This is a genomic window from Staphylococcus sp. MI 10-1553 (assembly GCF_010365305.1).
Classification (GTDB): domain Bacteria; phylum Bacillota; class Bacilli; order Staphylococcales; family Staphylococcaceae; genus Staphylococcus.
In genome coordinates, this window is the sequence record NZ_CP048279.1 from 342274 (window position 1) to 358657 (window position 16384).

General features: G+C 38.3%; 13 protein-coding genes and 1 pseudogene. 7 read left to right on the forward strand and 7 right to left on the reverse strand.

All coding sequences use genetic code 11. From position 1 onward, the window contains the following. The 6 genes from asp1 to gtfB are packed head-to-tail and all read left to right on the forward strand — an operon-like array spanning nucleotide 1 to nucleotide 9237. Nucleotides 1-1551 carry an accessory Sec system protein Asp1 gene (asp1, locus tag GZH82_RS01515; RefSeq protein ID WP_162680998.1) on the forward strand — a complete coding sequence of 517 codons (1551 nt, stop codon included), beginning with the start codon at nucleotides 1-3 and terminating at the stop codon, nucleotides 1549-1551. Then, a complete protein-coding gene (gene asp2 / locus GZH82_RS01520; protein ID WP_162680999.1) occupies nucleotides 1541-3091 on the forward strand; it encodes an accessory Sec system protein Asp2 in 1551 nt (516 codons plus the stop codon). Before asp1 ends, asp2 begins: the two co-directional genes overlap by 11 nt. Beyond that, nucleotides 3075-3983 (forward strand): accessory Sec system protein Asp3, encoded by a 909-nt coding sequence (asp3, locus tag GZH82_RS01525; protein WP_162681000.1) that lies wholly within the window; start codon nucleotides 3075-3077, stop codon nucleotides 3981-3983. Before asp2 ends, asp3 begins: the two co-directional genes overlap by 17 nt. Further along, nucleotides 3983-6370 (forward strand): accessory Sec system translocase SecA2, encoded by a 2388-nt coding sequence (gene secA2 / locus GZH82_RS01530; RefSeq protein WP_162682975.1) that lies wholly within the window; start codon nucleotides 3983-3985, stop codon nucleotides 6368-6370. Before asp3 ends, secA2 begins: the two co-directional genes overlap by 1 nt. A 16-nt stretch (nucleotides 6371-6386) precedes the next feature. Beyond that, complete coding sequence (gene gtfA / locus GZH82_RS01535; protein WP_162681001.1) at nucleotides 6387-7895, forward strand: accessory Sec system glycosyltransferase GtfA; 1509 nt, start codon at nucleotides 6387-6389, stop codon at nucleotides 7893-7895. Beyond that, the gene (gtfB, locus tag GZH82_RS01540) at nucleotides 7888-9237 is read left to right on the forward strand and encodes an accessory Sec system glycosylation chaperone GtfB (RefSeq protein ID WP_162681002.1); all 1350 of its coding nucleotides are present in this window, start codon (nucleotides 7888-7890) and stop codon (nucleotides 9235-9237) included. Before gtfA ends, gtfB begins: the two co-directional genes overlap by 8 nt. 118 nt (nucleotides 9238-9355) lie before the next feature. Here gtfB and GZH82_RS01545 read toward each other — a convergent pair. From GZH82_RS01545 to GZH82_RS01575, 7 genes and pseudogenes are all read right to left on the reverse strand, one after another. Further along, nucleotides 9356-9771 (reverse strand): annotated as a pseudogene (locus tag GZH82_RS01545) (acetyl-CoA C-acyltransferase); the annotation flags it as partial. Beyond that, nucleotides 9758-10918: an MFS transporter gene (locus tag GZH82_RS01550; protein ID WP_162681003.1), complete on the reverse strand. Its 1161-nt coding sequence runs from the start codon at nucleotides 10916-10918 to the stop codon at nucleotides 9758-9760. The pseudogene GZH82_RS01545 and the gene GZH82_RS01550, both read right to left, overlap by 14 nt. 415 nt (nucleotides 10919-11333) lie before the next feature. After that, complete coding sequence (locus GZH82_RS01555; RefSeq protein ID WP_162681004.1) at nucleotides 11334-12386, reverse strand: acyl-CoA dehydrogenase family protein; 1053 nt, start codon at nucleotides 12384-12386, stop codon at nucleotides 11334-11336. A gap of 19 nt (nucleotides 12387-12405) precedes the next feature. Continuing rightward, nucleotides 12406-13170, reverse strand: coding sequence for an ABC transporter permease (locus GZH82_RS01560; protein WP_162681005.1), 765 nt, complete (start codon nucleotides 13168-13170; stop codon nucleotides 12406-12408). 5 nt (nucleotides 13171-13175) lie between these two features. Further along, nucleotides 13176-14120 (reverse strand): ABC transporter substrate-binding protein, encoded by a 945-nt coding sequence (locus tag GZH82_RS01565; protein ID WP_203232836.1) that lies wholly within the window; start codon nucleotides 14118-14120, stop codon nucleotides 13176-13178. Between the two features lie 13 nt (nucleotides 14121-14133). Continuing rightward, a complete protein-coding gene (locus tag GZH82_RS01570) occupies nucleotides 14134-14874 on the reverse strand; it encodes an ABC transporter ATP-binding protein (RefSeq protein WP_162681006.1) in 741 nt (246 codons plus the stop codon). Nucleotides 14875-15054: 180 nt separating this feature from the next. Continuing rightward, complete coding sequence (locus GZH82_RS01575) at nucleotides 15055-15567, reverse strand: DUF4242 domain-containing protein (RefSeq protein ID WP_162681007.1); 513 nt, start codon at nucleotides 15565-15567, stop codon at nucleotides 15055-15057. A 238-nt stretch (nucleotides 15568-15805) separates the two neighbouring features. Between GZH82_RS01575 and GZH82_RS01580 the strand changes: the two genes are divergently transcribed. Further along, entirely contained in the window at nucleotides 15806-16261 is a 456-nt protein-coding gene (locus GZH82_RS01580; RefSeq protein WP_162681008.1) for a P-loop NTPase family protein, read from the forward strand. The last annotated feature ends 123 nt before the right edge of the window (nucleotides 16262-16384 follow it).

The following is a 16384-nucleotide window of genomic DNA, read 5'->3' on the forward strand; positions in this document are numbered from 1 at the left end:
ATGAAGTTTTTTATACCAGCTTGGTATAGCGAAGGGCATTGGTGGCAAAGTAATGCAAAACCAGCTTTTTTTAAAAAATCGAAAACAGAATTTGATGATTTGATTAGTTTGATGGGGATGCACGTTAAAAATAAACGTCCTTTTGAAATGTTGATATTGAATTACAGTCCAGATTTACGTACATTTTTACACCGATACGATTTGTTTGATGCAGGTTATTGGTCGGTGTTTGATGCGATTCAAGGTTTCACACATCAAACACCACAATCTGTAGATTATCGTACATTAGACTGGCCTGAAGATACCGAATTTATTTATGCAACATCCTATATACGCGCTTTTACAGCGGAGCATCAATATTCAAATATACATTTTAGTCAGGACGGTTATCTTGTTTGGATTGAATCTTTTGAGAATCATATACAACGCTATCGTTATATTTTTGATGATAGGGGTTATCTTTCAAGTGTGATGACCTACAATCAACAAGGCGAAGCAGAACGACATTTTTATATGACGCTTGATGGAGATTGGGTGATGCAAGAGGATTTGATTTCAGGAGAAGTTAAAATTCATCGCAACTATTATCATCTTTTCAACAATCAGGTGTATTTGAGCATGGATGAAGTGATAGATGAATGGCTTTCACGTTATTTTAAACAGCGCGCTGATGATTTTGAGACGGTAATCGCTGCGTCTGATATTCGTCATAATGCGATGATTGCGAATCATGTTGCATCTGAACAGTTATGCTTCTCAATTTTTCAGCAAAGAAAAACATCTCTTGAGGAAAATGGTATGTCAGCAATAGAAAAAGCTAAGTACTGGCTTGTCGATACGATAGAAAATACTGAAAAGCTGTCACGATATCAAAAACAATCTCACAGCGAAAATCAGCTTTTACGTATTACACCCTTTGACGTCCAAGTGAATGCGAATATGAGTAGTCAGTTATATGAGATGAATATAGGCGTGTGGGTTGACGGTATGTGTCAAGACACATTCAGAAATGTGATGAGCCAACTTGAGCAAGAGATGCAGCAACATTCACAAGTACGCGTGGTGTTATTAAGCAAGCAGACGGATATTTTACCACAATGGGTTTCTGAAACGATGAAAAGCATGAATGAAGTATTAAATCAAAAGCAACAAGCACCTGAAATGATTCGAGACATTATGTATAAAGAAGAAACAACATATGTTGACTTAAAGTCGGTGCCATTTGAAAATCAATTAGTCGAGGTCGTGCGAACTTTAAGGCTTATTATCGATTTAAATCATGAACCAGATCTTTTTCTTCAAATTTGTTCGATTGGTGCGGGATTACCTCAAATTAACCGGAATCCAACTGACTACGTGCAACATAACATGAATGGTTATTTAATTAATGATATTAATGATTTGTCTATTGCGACAGATTACTTTTTAAATCATTTGAAAAACTGGAATCAAGCATTTTCTTATTCAATGAAACTTGCAAAACATTATTCATCCAGTCAAATCTTAACACAATTAGATGAAAGGAGGTTGCGGGATAAAAATGGCGCGTAAATATAAAGTGTTACAAATTGGAGGCACAGACTATTCTCATCATTTTGCTTCAAGAAATGAGGTGGACTTTCAATATTTGAATTTTCCATTGACTGAGGCAGATGAATTGTATATGCGAGAAAGTAATAAACCAAAAGAATTTGAACTTATTTTTGTACAAACGGCTTATTCTCTTCCTTTGATGACATTATTACAACATATAAGCACACCCTATAGTACTTACATTGATCAACAATTTTGGGATACTCAGTTTCAAAATGATCCGCTCGTTCGACAACGGATGATTCGACCTTTTCAATACCGTAATCCCGATGATAGATTGTATAAGTTACTCGCGTTATCATTTCCTGGGCAATATGGTGATAAAATCCCGCCATCTTGTTGTGTTGTAAATCCAAGGTTTAACGGCGATGCCTATTATGATGGGAACAATGCATTAGTACTCACAGGGGACTTTGGTGTGGACTTTAAACCCATTTTAACATGGCAAAAATATTTATTTTACGATCATGATAAAGTGATTCAAATATGGCCAGAATTCTCTGTGACTGGAAATGTTGAGGTTTCATTTACATTTCGTTTATTAGAATTTGGTACGAGAGACACGTTTAATAGAACGTTTGTATTAACACATAAGCAACTCACTAAGCCATTAGAAATACCTGTTGACGATAAATCTGCATATATCTTGATTAGTGCTAAGGCAAAAGGAACGGGCACACTACGTATCGGTGCGATTCACAAAAGATGGTCTCGCCTTGAAATGGGACAATGTATTTTAGGAGGAGAACGCTACGTAGATGAAACGCGTGAAGAGTTCATACATTACTTTGATCCCGGAGATTTAAAACCACCCCTCAATGTCTATTTTAGTGGTTATCGTACTGCTGAAGGATTTGAAGGGTTTTACATGATGCGTAAATTAAAAACGCCCTTTCTTTTAATTGGAGATCCGAGAATAGAAGGAGGCGCCTTTTATTTAGGGTCAAAATCTTTTGAAAATCATATTGTTCAAGTCATAAAAGACAAGTTAGATTTTCTTGGATTCAAAGATGACGATCTTATTTTGTCTGGACTGTCAATGGGTTCATTCGGTGCATTGTATTATGGTGCACAGTTGAAACCGGCGGCTATTGTGGTAGGTAAACCGTTGATCAACATTGGAAGTATTGCAAAAAATATGCGTTTAAGACGTCCTGAGGAATTTGGCACAGCACTGGATTTACTCATGAAAAATGAAAAAGCAATGGATGACGCTGCAATAGAGCGACTCAATCAAAAATTTTGGCATACTTTAGAACAATCCGATTTGAAAAACACGACAGTAGCAGTTTCATATATGGAAGATGATGACTATGATTTGCATGCATTTAGTATGTTGCTTCCTGTGTTGTCTCGTCAACATGTTCGTGTGATGAGTCGAAGTATCCCTGGGCGACATAATGATGATACACCCACAATTACGAATTGGTTTGTTAATTTTTACAATATGATTCTCGAGAGTCGATTTGGGAGAGTGACACATGAAAGAGGGAAATAACTTTAACATTCGATGGACACAAATTACAGACTCAACCTTTATGTATGGGACGCAGTTTCGATTTAATCATTCAGATACCGTGTTTCACAATGCACTCATGCCCTCTGGTATTGTCATACATGAATGGAAAATGATGACAAACTTTGAAAAAGATAAAACAATCCCAACGTTACCCATTTTAAAGAAAGGGCAACTGTATCACTTTTATTTTGATTATGATGTCGTCCCTGAAAATGGTATTTATTTTAAAATTATTTTTAAACGTCGGGACAATACGATTTGTGATTTTCAAATTGTTAAGGGGCATGAAGCTGACGTAATCTTACCGGAGAGTGCTTTTAATTATGAGGTCCAAATGATTAACGCTGCCTCAGAGTCTGTGACATTTCGTCAAATTTCCATTAGTGAGGGGCAAGCTCGATCGGCACAAACCCATCTTGTCGTAAGTGACATCTATCATCAAAATCATCGTATCTCTTTGCTCAATGTGCTATTTGTCGAAAACCGTGAGATAAGCCAACATGCCATTCGCCATATTAAAAACTGTGTGATGGTACACCATTGGGATACATCAACGGATACAGAGACTGCTTTAAAGTTGGTCAAATTATTAAAACCTTTAGCTGAAAATCGTCAACTGCATTTTATAGGCTATGATGCACGTTCTAATGCGATAGCGTGTTTGATGGCAAAGCAGATGAAGGGCAAAGCATTTGTGACATCTCATAATGTGCGTATTGAGGATATACCTCATCAGTCGGAGGAGGTTGTAATATACGGTACGCGTGAAGATGAACTTACAGAAGCATTAGCGCTCGTCCAAACGTTACGAAATCCGAGTCATCGATTATACGATTTGGATTTTGCATGGACGAACGGAGGTGAACAATGATGGTGAATCAGATCCACAATACAATTAATGAAATACGTTTAAAACGACTTAAAATAATATTGGGACGTATCAATAGTTATCGAGAGACTTATCGAAAATTACCAGATAGTGTGATACAACAAAAAACATATGAATTTAAAAAGAAGTTACAACAAGGAGAGGTCACGTTAGATGACTTATTACCCGAAGCCTATGCAGTTGTAAGAGAGGCGAGTTGGCGTGTTTTAGGTATGTTTCCGAAAGATGTGCAAGTACTCGGTGGGATTGTATTACATCAAGGCAACATTGCTGAGATGCAAACAGGTGAAGGCAAGACGTTAACTGCTACAATGCCGCTATATCTCAACGCATTGTCTGGTCAAGGGGCCTATCTGATTACGACGAATGATTATCTTGCTAAACGTGATTTTTTGGAAATGAAGCCACTTTTTGAATGGCTTGGTTTGACGATTGCCTTAGGGTTTGTAGAAGATCCGAACCATGAATATCAGCGTGGTGAAAAACAAGCTATCTACAAACATGACATTATTTATACTACAGGCGGTCGTCTCGGTTTTGATTATCTCATTGATAATTTGGCGGATAGTCAAGAAGCGAAATTTTTACCTCAACTCAATTATGGAATTATTGATGAGGTCGACTCTATTATTTTAGATTCTGCACAAACACCACTCGTCATCTCTGGGGCGCCACGTTTGCAATCTAACTTGTTTAGTGTGGTTAAAACTTTTGTAGAAACACTTGAAGAAAAAACACACTTTGAAATGAAAAAGACTAAAAAAGAGATATGGCTTACGGATAAAGGGATTGATGCCGCGAATGCGTATTTCGGTGTAGCCAACATTTATGAAGCGCCTTATTTTGATTTAGTGCGAAATATCAACCTTGCATTACGGGCAAGACACTTATTTGAAGATAACTTTGATTATTTTGTACATCAAGGTGAGATTATTTTGATTGATCGCATTACAGGACGCATGATGCCCGGTACTAAACTTCAATCAGGATTACATCAATCATTAGAAGCAAAAGAAAACGTTGAAATAACGTCGGATATGAGTGTGATGGCGACGATTACTTTTCAAAATTTATTTAAGCAGTTTAATATTTTTTCTGGAATGTCCGCTACGAGTAAGTTAGGGGAAAGAGAGTTCTTAGATTTATATACTAAGATTGTGGTACAAATCCCTACAGACAAGCCGATTCGACGGCAAGATTTTCCGGATCGCGTTTTTAGAAATGCTGAAGATAAAAATATTGCCATCATTGAGCGTGTCCAAACGTTATATAAGGAACAACGACCGGTACTTGTGATTACACGTACTGCAGAAATGGCGGAATACTTTTCAAATGCGCTCTTTGAGTTAGATATCCCAAATAATTTATTGATAGCACAAAATGTGGCTAAGGAAGCACAAATGATAGCGGAAGCGGGACAATTGAAGGCTGTTACTGTAGCGACGAGTATGGCAGGACGCGGTACAGATATTAAATTGGCAGAAGGTGCGAAAGCATTAGGGGGACTAGCTGTCATTATCAGTGAACATATGGAGAATAGTCGTGTTGACCGCCAGTTAAGAGGACGATCCGGTCGACAAGGGGATCCAGGTACTTCTCAAATTTATATTTCAATTGAAGATTATCTCGTCAAACGTTGGGGTGATACGAAGTCGATGAATATGAAACGACTTAATCAAATTGACTCAAATACACTCCAAAATAGCCTTGTGTTTCAACGCCGTGTTAAGAAAATTGTTCAACGGGCGCAACGTGTATCAGAAGAACAAGGCATGCAGACACGTGAAACATCAAATGAATATGAAAAAAGTATTAGTGCACAGCGCGAATTAATCTATGCAGAGCGAAATCGCGTTTTAACGTTGGAGAAGGTAGACACGCATCAGCTTGAGATGATAGCACAAGATGTATTCACAGCACTTGTAAAGGAAAACAAAGTGACTGAAGCTTGGTTGATTGAGTATATTTATAAAAATTTAAGCTTTCACTTTACAACAGAACTCTCATCGCTCCCTTTCAATGATCGTGCAGCGATAGTTCAATATTTAATGCAATTATTTAAAGCGCAATTGGTGTACCAACAATCCAAATTAAATCCTTTTTTATATATGCATTTTGTCCAAAAAGCGATTTTAAAGGCAATAGATAGCAACTGGATTAAACAAGTAGACCATTTACAAAAATTAAAAGCAAGCGTAAATTCACGTCAAAATGGGAAACGTAACCCTATTTTTGAGTATCATCGTGTTGCTTTAGAGTCGTTTGAAACAATGACCGACACGATTAAAAGAGATATTGTGAAGTATCTTTGTCAAAGTATTACAAGTTTTGATAAAAATGATCGTTTGATCGTACATTTTCCAAATTAGATGAGGTGATTTCAAGTTGACAATTTATAATATTAATTTTGGGATTGGATGGGCGAGTAGTGGTGTTGAATACGCACAAATGTATCGGGCCAAGTTGTTACGTGGTTTAAATACGCCATTAAAGTTTGTCTTTTTAGAGTTTATGAGTTCTGAAAATATTCAAACATTGACTGAGAATATCGGATTTCATGATGAGGAGGTCATCTGGCTCTATCAATATTTTACAGATATTAAAATCGCGCCGACAACATATACTGTTGATGATATTAAAGCCACGGTACATGAACCGATTATTGAAGAAACGCAGTCAGGAAAAGTCAGATGGTTAACGATGAACGAGAATGAAAGTTTTATTACGTGTTACTTAAAAAATGAAAATACGGACATTGTTGATTATGCGGAATTTGTCATCGATGGAAAGCTCGTACGCAAAGACTATTATAGTTATGTTCGAACATTCTCTGAGTATTATGCACCGTTTGAGAATAAAGCCAAACTTTATATGCGTCAATTTTATAATGAAGACGGGTCGGTAGCATATACAGAATATATCGATGAAGAGACGCATGTATATGCGATGAAAGATGCCAAACTTTATACAAGAGAAGATTTTGTCGCTTATTTCTTTCAAAAACTTAAATTAACGGCTGATGATATTGTCATATTTGATCGTGCAACGGAAGTCGGACAAGCGATGTTGCAAAACAGTGGAGAAAGTCGAGTGGGCGTGGTGGTCCATGCAGAACACTTCAGTGAGAATGCGACGGATGACCATCACATTTTATGGAATAACTATTACGAGTATCAGTTTACCAATCATCAAGAGATAGATTTTTATATCACTGCAACGGATCGACAAAATCAAATTTTAGCATCACAATTTAAAAAGTATTTGAATGCGACACCTAAAATCTATACGATCCCTGTAGGAAGTTTAGAGGTGTTGAAGCATCCAAAACGAAAGCGGAAGCCTTTTTCAATCATTACTGCTTCAAGGTTAGCGAGTGAAAAGCATATTGACTGGCTTGTTCGTGCTGCAATCAGTGCTAAAAAAGAAGTGCCACAACTCACTTTTGATATCTACGGTGAAGGTGGCGAAAGAGAAAAAATACAAGAAATTATTGATGAGAACCAAGCAGACAATTATATTCAGTTATTAGGTCACGTCAAATTAGATGAGATTTATACACAATATGAATTGTTTGCGGCTGCTTCGACAAGTGAAGGATTTGGATTAACATTGATGGAAGCAGTCGGTTCAGGATTAGGGATGCTCGGGTTTGATGTTAATTATGGCAATCCTACATTTATCCAAGATGGAGAGAATGGGTATTTGATTCCGATTGATATTAAAGAAGAAGGTAATGACGTCATCATTGCACGTCTTGCAAAAGCGATGGTGCAATATTTTAAAGATGGACCTAAAAAACCACACGAGACCTCGTATCAAATTGCACGTCCGTATTTATTAAAAAATATTCAACAAAAGTGGAAAGACTTAATAGAAGAGGTGCTACATGGTTAACTTATTTGAACATTTTGATAGAGAGACAAGTATATTATATGATTCTTTAAATTTAGCGGATCAAAAAGCACCCACAATCGTCCTCGTTGATGATGGCTTTTTACCAGAAGAGGTCATCACACCTTATCGTTTTTTTGCACAATATCAAGCACCTAAAAATGGGCGACCATTATATTTTAATGAGGTCGTTGTACCGAGATTTTGGGAAATTGAAGGGAATAACGAATCGGCATGGGTTAAGGACATGAGTCATAAGCGTGCGGAGATACAATTTCGCCCTGGAGAAAAGCGCCGACATGTGAGCGATGTTGAATGGTTTAACCAACAAGGACAATTACAATATGTTGATCATTATACGCAGCATGGTGTGCTTTTTGCGCAGACGGTTTATGATTTAAGAGGAGAAATGATTTTACGACGTTACTTTGATCAAGAGGGTAAAGATGTCATTTATCAAAACTTTTTAGCGGGCGCCGTTGTGTTGAATTGGCAAGGACAACAGTATCATTTTGAGAGTAATATTGAGTTTTTCACATTTTTTATAGAAGCTTTAGAAATTGATTTGAGTCATTTTGTCATTAATTCTTTAGGTGTACCATTCTCAATTTTATATCGTTTTAAACATAAGGGACATGATATCCTCTATTGGCAAGAAGATTGTCGAGGGCATATCCCTGGAAATATGGAATTGATTTTGAACAAAGAGACAGGATTACGTGAAATGAATATTATCATACCGGATAAAGAAGAGTATCAAGTGATTACGAATCAATTGGATGATGACCAACACGCTGTGGTTCGTGAAGGGGGTTATGTGTACAAATACGTTGGCAAGAATACGCATCAACCACAAATTGTGACAATGACGAATACAGATCAAATTCATCACGTTGCTTCGATTATAGAAGATTGTCCATTTGCGCAATTTCATATTGGCGCAGTGACTGAAATGTCATCAGAATTAACACAATTAGAACGTTATAAGAATGTGAAATTGTATCAAGCGATTGAATTAAGTACAGTCGAAAAGTTGTATCAAAAGTGCGACATTTATTTAGATATCAATGAAGCGGGTGAAATCATCGACGCTGTTCGTAAAGCTTTTGAATACGATATGTTGATTTTAGGTTATGACGCGATTGCACATAATCGTACTTATACAGCACCGCAAAATCTATTCTCAAAAGATAATGAGGCTGCTGATTTGAAACAAGCACTTCGGGACGTCCATCTTAAAAAACGTTGTTTCAAAGTGCGACAACAATATCAAAAGACACATGCGAATGAAATAACAAGAAAGCAGTTTAAAGCCATTCATCAATTGGCATACGTGCAAAAGTAATCGCTTATGCACATGCATTAAACAAACGGAGTCAGACTTTATGCGATTGAGACGCATAAAGTCTGACTCCGTTTCATTTTGTGTTTTAGGCTTTCTCCAATGCTAGTCATGTACTTTATCAATCATGTACCATTTCAAAGATACCGGCAGCCCCCATGCCAACACTAATACATATGGTCACCATACCATAGCGTGTGTTTGGTCTTTTTTTCATTTCAGAGAGTAAACGTGCAGTAAGCATTGCCCCGTTGCACCGAGTGGGTGGCCTAATGCAATTGCACCACCATTGACATTCGTCTTATCTGCACTGAGTCCTGTTCCTCGCATAGAAGCTAACGTTTGGGCTGCAAAAGCTTCATTCAATTCAACTAAATCAAAATCATCAATTGTTAAGTTGGCAGATTTTAACACTTGAGGAATGGCGTAAATGGGACCGATACCCATGAGTTTTGGATCTACGCTGACTGCTTTTAAGCTGACAAAACGTGCGATAGGCTTGACGTTGAGTGCTTTTACTTTTTCACCAGACATGACGTCCGTGTACGAAATAATAGAGTGCGAGTGCGATGAGGGATAATACTGCCATCGCAACGTAAAGTGCACGGAAACCCCACATTGTAATGATATAACCTAACAAAAATGGGCCGAAACCTGCACCGAAGTCTAAAAAAATATAAAATGTTGATGTCGCAAGCCCAACATGATGACGTGGCGCTTGCTGAACAACAATAGCTTGACCACTTGGCACGATTGTTCCGTATCCAATACCAATAAATATAGCGGATAATGCGATGAGCCATGAGCCTTGTGCGCCGCTTAATATAACGAGACCTATCGCGAAAATTATGATGACAGGATACATAATCGCATTGGGGCCGTGTTGGTCAAAGATTCTTCCGGTAAAGGGCCGTGTCACAAATGTACTGATGGCATACACGATAAAGAAGAAACTTGCAGCAGTCGGCAAATGAATCGTTTCTGTATACACAGATAAAAATGACAACACACTGGAATATGCAACGCCAATCACTGCTAATACGAAAGATATCGGAATGGCATCTTTTTGGATAAAGGCTTGAAGTCCTTTGGGAGGCGAACTTTCAACTGACATTTCGACTTTAGGCAACGGTTGAATCGTAAGTGCAAGGATAAACGCTAATATAATTACACCTAAACTAAGTGAGAAGATAGAGCGGAAACCGAATGATTGGTTGAATAAAATACCGAAAAACGGTCCGGCAGCAGAAGCGGTTGTCACACTTAAAGCATAATAACCGATCCCTTCCCCTTTACGTGCTTCCGGTACAATGCGAGACGAAATGGTACCTGTCGCAGTAGAAGAAAAGCCAAATGCGACGCCATGTATAAAACGCACAATTAATAATGTCACTAATGTTTGCATTACAAAATAGAGTGCAACTGTGATAATTGAAAAAATAATGCCGTAAACGAGCACTTTTTTAGGTTGGAGCGAATCCACTATACGTCCAGAAGCGAGACGTCCTAATAGCATGCCAATAATGAAAATTCCTGAAGCGAGGCCACCGATACTCTCAGAGGCATGGAACTCATTAATTGTGAAGACCGTCACTGTCACGATTAACATATAGTGAATCATGTACATTAAAAAGTTGGTCAACGTGATAAAAATAAAGTCTTTAGACCAAAGTTTTTCTTGCATAAACAGGACCACCTTTTGTTGGCAATAGAAGTAAGTTTGATATGTATTTAGTATAGAACATAGTATGCGACATGTATAACAAGAGGCTTTGTAGGAGGATGTGTGGAGAACATGAAAACGCACTTTGTTACTCGAAAACGGTAGAATTGTAGATTGCTGAACCATTTTCGGTTTTGGGCTTGTCTGAATGATACTAAGGGTTGACCAACGTACTCAACCAGTGAATTTTGTAACAGATGTTACATTTTCGGTATGATAGCGAAGTGTGACGAGTATCATGATGACACTACATCAATGATAAAAAACAACGTTACTTTCAAACAGTAGCGTTGCTTTTTTTATTGATTGACATGTGGGTCGGAACTTTGACAGGTGAGATGTTGTCAGAAATTTATCTCTCAATATGACGCGTTACTTACTGAAACGATGTCGTCTGAAATGTTTCTTCAATTTTACCTAAATGCCGCAATGTAGGTGTCAATGCCGCAAAGAAAAAGCCTTCTTTCAACTTACGCGCTTGAGGGGCTTTGGGTGAATAGGCGCGAGATCCACCATTGACCATCGACGCTTGGTTCACTTCAAGTAACAAATAACCTAACGCTTTTTTCAATTGAACGACTTTGAGTAAATGATCGCTTAAGTCACCTTGTGCTTTGTCCAGCAACGTATAATATTGTTCGCGTAATGCTGCAAACTGCTTTTTGTAACTATTGACATCATATTCCAAATACGCGTTAATACCGTTTTGCGCGTTTGAAAATTGGTCGATTAAATCGAGTGAACTTTGAATGGCACCTAATGCGATAGGAATTTGTAATGTGACGAACTGTGGGCGAATGGTCGCCGCAAATTGTTCGGCATCTTTCGTAATGATGTGTGATTCAGGCACTGTCACATTATCGAATGCAATGCTGTAAGTGGCTGAACCGTTGACCCCTAAGAAGTTGGATTTTTCTTCAAGTGTGAGACCAACTGTATTGGCTTTTAAAATAAACATCACGAGTTCGTTTGTCTCTGTATTTTGTGAGATGGCACCGAAATAGTGGTCATAGTCGATGTTGCTCACTGCCGGAAGTTGGCCATTCACAATCAGTTGTTCGCCCTCGTAATGATGCGTTAAGTTGAATGTTTCCAAGGCATTGAAGGACTTCATCGGATTGGATAAACCTGTTGCCCCTAGCGCTTGACCGGATAAAATTTGTTGTTGTAAATCATTGTGTAATGCCGGTTGCGTAGCTTGCTTTAAATACGTTGAAAAGGCGAGTTGGCACCATAAACAAAAGGCTGTTGTCAGGCATGAATAGGCAACCTTTTCAACAACTAAGGCATTTTGTTTCAAGTCATCTTTTGAAAAATGGCCGTTTTCAAATAAATGTTGAATAAATGTTTGTGCATAATACTGTCCGTTATCAATTTCGACTAAGTAAGGGTTTAATTCTTGTTCAATTAAAGTTTCAATCGTTGTCATCCTATCACTCCTTTATGGATTAAGATTCTCCAAAACGTTTTAAAATCAGACTTTCTAAATAACTAATGATACGGTCGATGAGAAAACCGAAAATACCAATGAAAAAGATGGCCGAGAGTACATCTTCTAAATTCAACATGTTGCGGGAATCGACAATGAGAAAACCGAGTCCGGATTGTGCGCCGATCATTTCACCAGAGACTAAGAAAATCCAACTTGTTCCGACTGCAACATGAATGCCCGACATGATGTGTTTAAATGCGCCAGGAAAAATAATGTCACGGTATAGAGCCCAGCCACGTAAGTTCAAATTGTCAGCGATTTTCAAATAGTGATCATCAATGGTGCGCACGCCTTTAATCGTGTTGAAAACGATAGGGAAAAAGGCTGCGATAAAGATGATGAAAATGGCTGGTAAACTGCCAATACCGAACCATAAAACGATAAACGGTGACCATGCAATCGGTGAAATCGGTCGAATCGTTTGAAGTAAAGGTTCAATGGCTTGGTAGAGTAGACGGTTGCGACCTAAAAGAATCCCGAGTGGAATAGCGAACAATACAGCAATCAAAAAGCCGACGATAAAACGGTAAAGACTGATGCCAAGGTGCACGAATATTTCCCCGGTAATGATGAATTGACCAATGCTTTGTGCGACTTGTACAGGGCCAGGTAAGAGTACGGGTTCATAGTGGCCAATCCAAATAACGCATTGCCAAAGTAATAAGAACAGCACAAAAGTGTAGAAAGGGAGTAAGTATTTTTTGAATATGGAACCTATCAAGTGAATCACCCTTTCTTGTATAATGTGTCATCTACAAATTGATTGTAAGATGGTGCCTCAAATAAATGGTGGGACTGAACGAGTTGTACAATGTTATCGTAGCCCTCTTGTTGAATCGTCAAATCACCATAAGACGTCCATTGGGCAGATTGTTCAAGAATTTTGCGATCTTGTTTAAAATATTTGGTCATAATGTCGACGCTTTGTTGCTTATTATCTAATTGGTAACCCGCTTTTTTGTAGTCACTCACAAACTGTTGTGCAGCTTGATGATGGTGATTGATGACATCTTCTTGTAAAACAAGGACACAACAATATGCATCAGGCATAATGTCGCTCCCATGCTGCAACAAATGCCCTTTACCGAGTTTTTCACCGAGTGCGCCAAACGGTTCTGCGACGGAATAGCCATCAATCCGTTGTTCACTAAGTGCGGCAGGCATTTCAGCGGGTGCCATTTCGTGATAATGAAAATGCCCATCGTGAATATCGAGCTGTTTGCGCATTTCTTCTAATAGTAAATAATGCGTCGAATAACGGTGTGGAATCGCAAATGAGTAATCGTGACTATTGTTAAAGTCATGCAGGTCATGGCCGTTTTGTCCGAGTACGACATTGCCTTCATGATGTCCGAGCGCAACTGCTTTAATCGGTGAACCTTTGGATTTCGCCTTCATCGCGAGTTCAATCAAAGTTGAAGCGCCGTCAATCCGTCCACTGTTCAGCGCATCCATCAAATCGGGCCAATTGTTAAAACGAACCAATTCGATGTCGTAATAGGGATGACTTTGCTTTATTTCTTTGGTCATCATCAAATTAGCGGCGTGCGTAATCGGCAAGTAACCAATCTTGAGCACTTTTTTATCCCCATGCACGTCACTTTGAGAATTTGGGCTGCAGCCGGTGACAATGAAAAGCGTGATGATGAATAAAATGAATAGTCGTTTCATAATGCGCACTCCTTTACAAATGATATTCTGGTTCAGCCATATGATGATTGAGCGCAAAATCTTCCATAATTTGACGACGAATGGATAACAATGCCTCATCACTACGATTTCTCGGATGGGATTGATGAACGGTGTATTGGTTGAGAATTTGAGCCCCATCACCCAAAAGGACGATTTCATCTGACAAGTAGAGCGCTTCGTCAATATCATGTGTCACGAGAATAAGTGTCGCATCAGTATGCGTACGCAATTTGATTAATTCGTCTTGTAATTTATAACGTGTGAAAGCATCGAGTGCGCCGAGTGGTTCGTCTAATAGCACCACGCGCGGTTGATGAATGAGTGCACGACAAATAGCGACACGTTGCTGCATCCCACCCGACAGCTCAGCAGGAAAATGAGCCCCTTTGTTAGCTAAGCCTACAGTAGATAAATATGTATCAATATCAGCATTGGATACATGTTTCGTTAACCCGAGCTTAATATTGTCGTTAATCGTTTTCCAAGGTAACAAGTTATGATGTTGAAATAACATTAAACAATCAGAAGAAGGGGCTGTTTTGTATGATTGATCAATGATGACCTCACCCGATGTCGGCGTTAAAAAGCCACCAATAATATTGAGTAAAGTCGATTTTCCACAACCACTCTTTCCGATAAAACTAATGATTTTTCCGGTAGGTACCGTTAAATTAAAATCTTGAATCACATGTTGTTCGCCAAAACAATGATGCAGTGTTTTAATTTCAATCACCTCATCGCCTCCTAAACCTTATTGAAATACTAGGAATTATAGTGATAAAAAAGAGCGAGAAAGAGGTAGTGACAGTTTTGTGATATATCAAAATCAAATCGTTGACTGGCTACACAGTTCTCGCTCTCAATGTGTCGGATTGATATGTGCGCATTTGTATAGGTTGGGAAAGTGTTGGCATTAAATTTTTTCGATACCGTCGATGGGTGTATTCACAGCTTCACGTGCACGACGAACCGCATCTTCATCTGGTGCGTTGTAGAGGCATACACATTTTGTCATATCTTCGCAAACATAAGTTCTTTGGAATTGTACTTCAGGCACTTCTTCATAATGTACGGAATTTTTCTTTTTACGCTCTAAATATTGATCCATTGTAATACCTTCAGGAATGTTCCAAGTGACTAAATAGTCGATAGCAACGTCACCTTGTTTGACCTCATCTAAATCTTTGCCAACAAGACGAACTTCTTTTACTAGGTTCACTTCGATAGATGCATCTTCTAAAAATTGTTTCGCTTCTTCTTCACTATTGCCTTCCACAATGAAATAACCGTGTGATAAATCTTCAGTAACTTGTACTTCAATCAGTTCTGGACCTGCTTGTTCAGAAAGGGATTGTACTTTTTCTTCTAATTCCGTTGATGTTTTTGCGAAAGATAAATCTTGAGTTTCCAATAAGAATAAAGACATAAAATACCTCCAACAAATTTGATATGGACATATTACCTTAATTCCTATCAGAATACAAGGGATTATTAGAAAACAAATCAGAATTTCTTGATAAATAAAATGCAAAAGAATAAAATGGAGTCGTGTTGAATACTTTTATTAATAATGAAAAAGTTATTGGAGAAATTAAAAATTAGACAGTGTCATGGCTTTGAAAGTGAATGATAATTGTAACAACATCAGTAGAGGGGGGAACTTCATGTATCGACGTATCGTTATTTTAGGTATGCCGGGCTCAGGAAAATCGACTTTATGTATGAAGATTGGTAAAGCACTTCAAATTCCAACGTATCATTTAGATCGCTATGCATGGGAAGATGGCGAACTTGTACCGGCAGAAGTGTTGCAACGTCATGTCACTGAAATTGTGAAGACTGAGACATGGGTAATGGATGGCACGTATGAAGGGACGTTAGATGAAAGATTAGCACGCGCAGACTTATTGATTTGGCTTAGTGACTCACGTTGGCGATGTATATTACGGGTGATACGTCGCTATGTGATAGGCAAAGTTCGCCCTCAAGCTGGAGACAATCCAGATATCATCAGTTGGGAGTTCATACGATATATTTGGCGATATGAGCGAGATAAAACAGAGAGTATATTGCATATTTATCGCCCCCACGCCAACCATTGTGAACTGTGGCGAAGATGAAGAATCCAATGATAAAATGATAATAAAAAAGGTGATAAAGTAGCTACAGAAAATAGATACGTAGAAGGTGTGTTAGCAAGAATTGCCGCTAATGGAGTTAATTCAGTAACCTATACAGTAGGA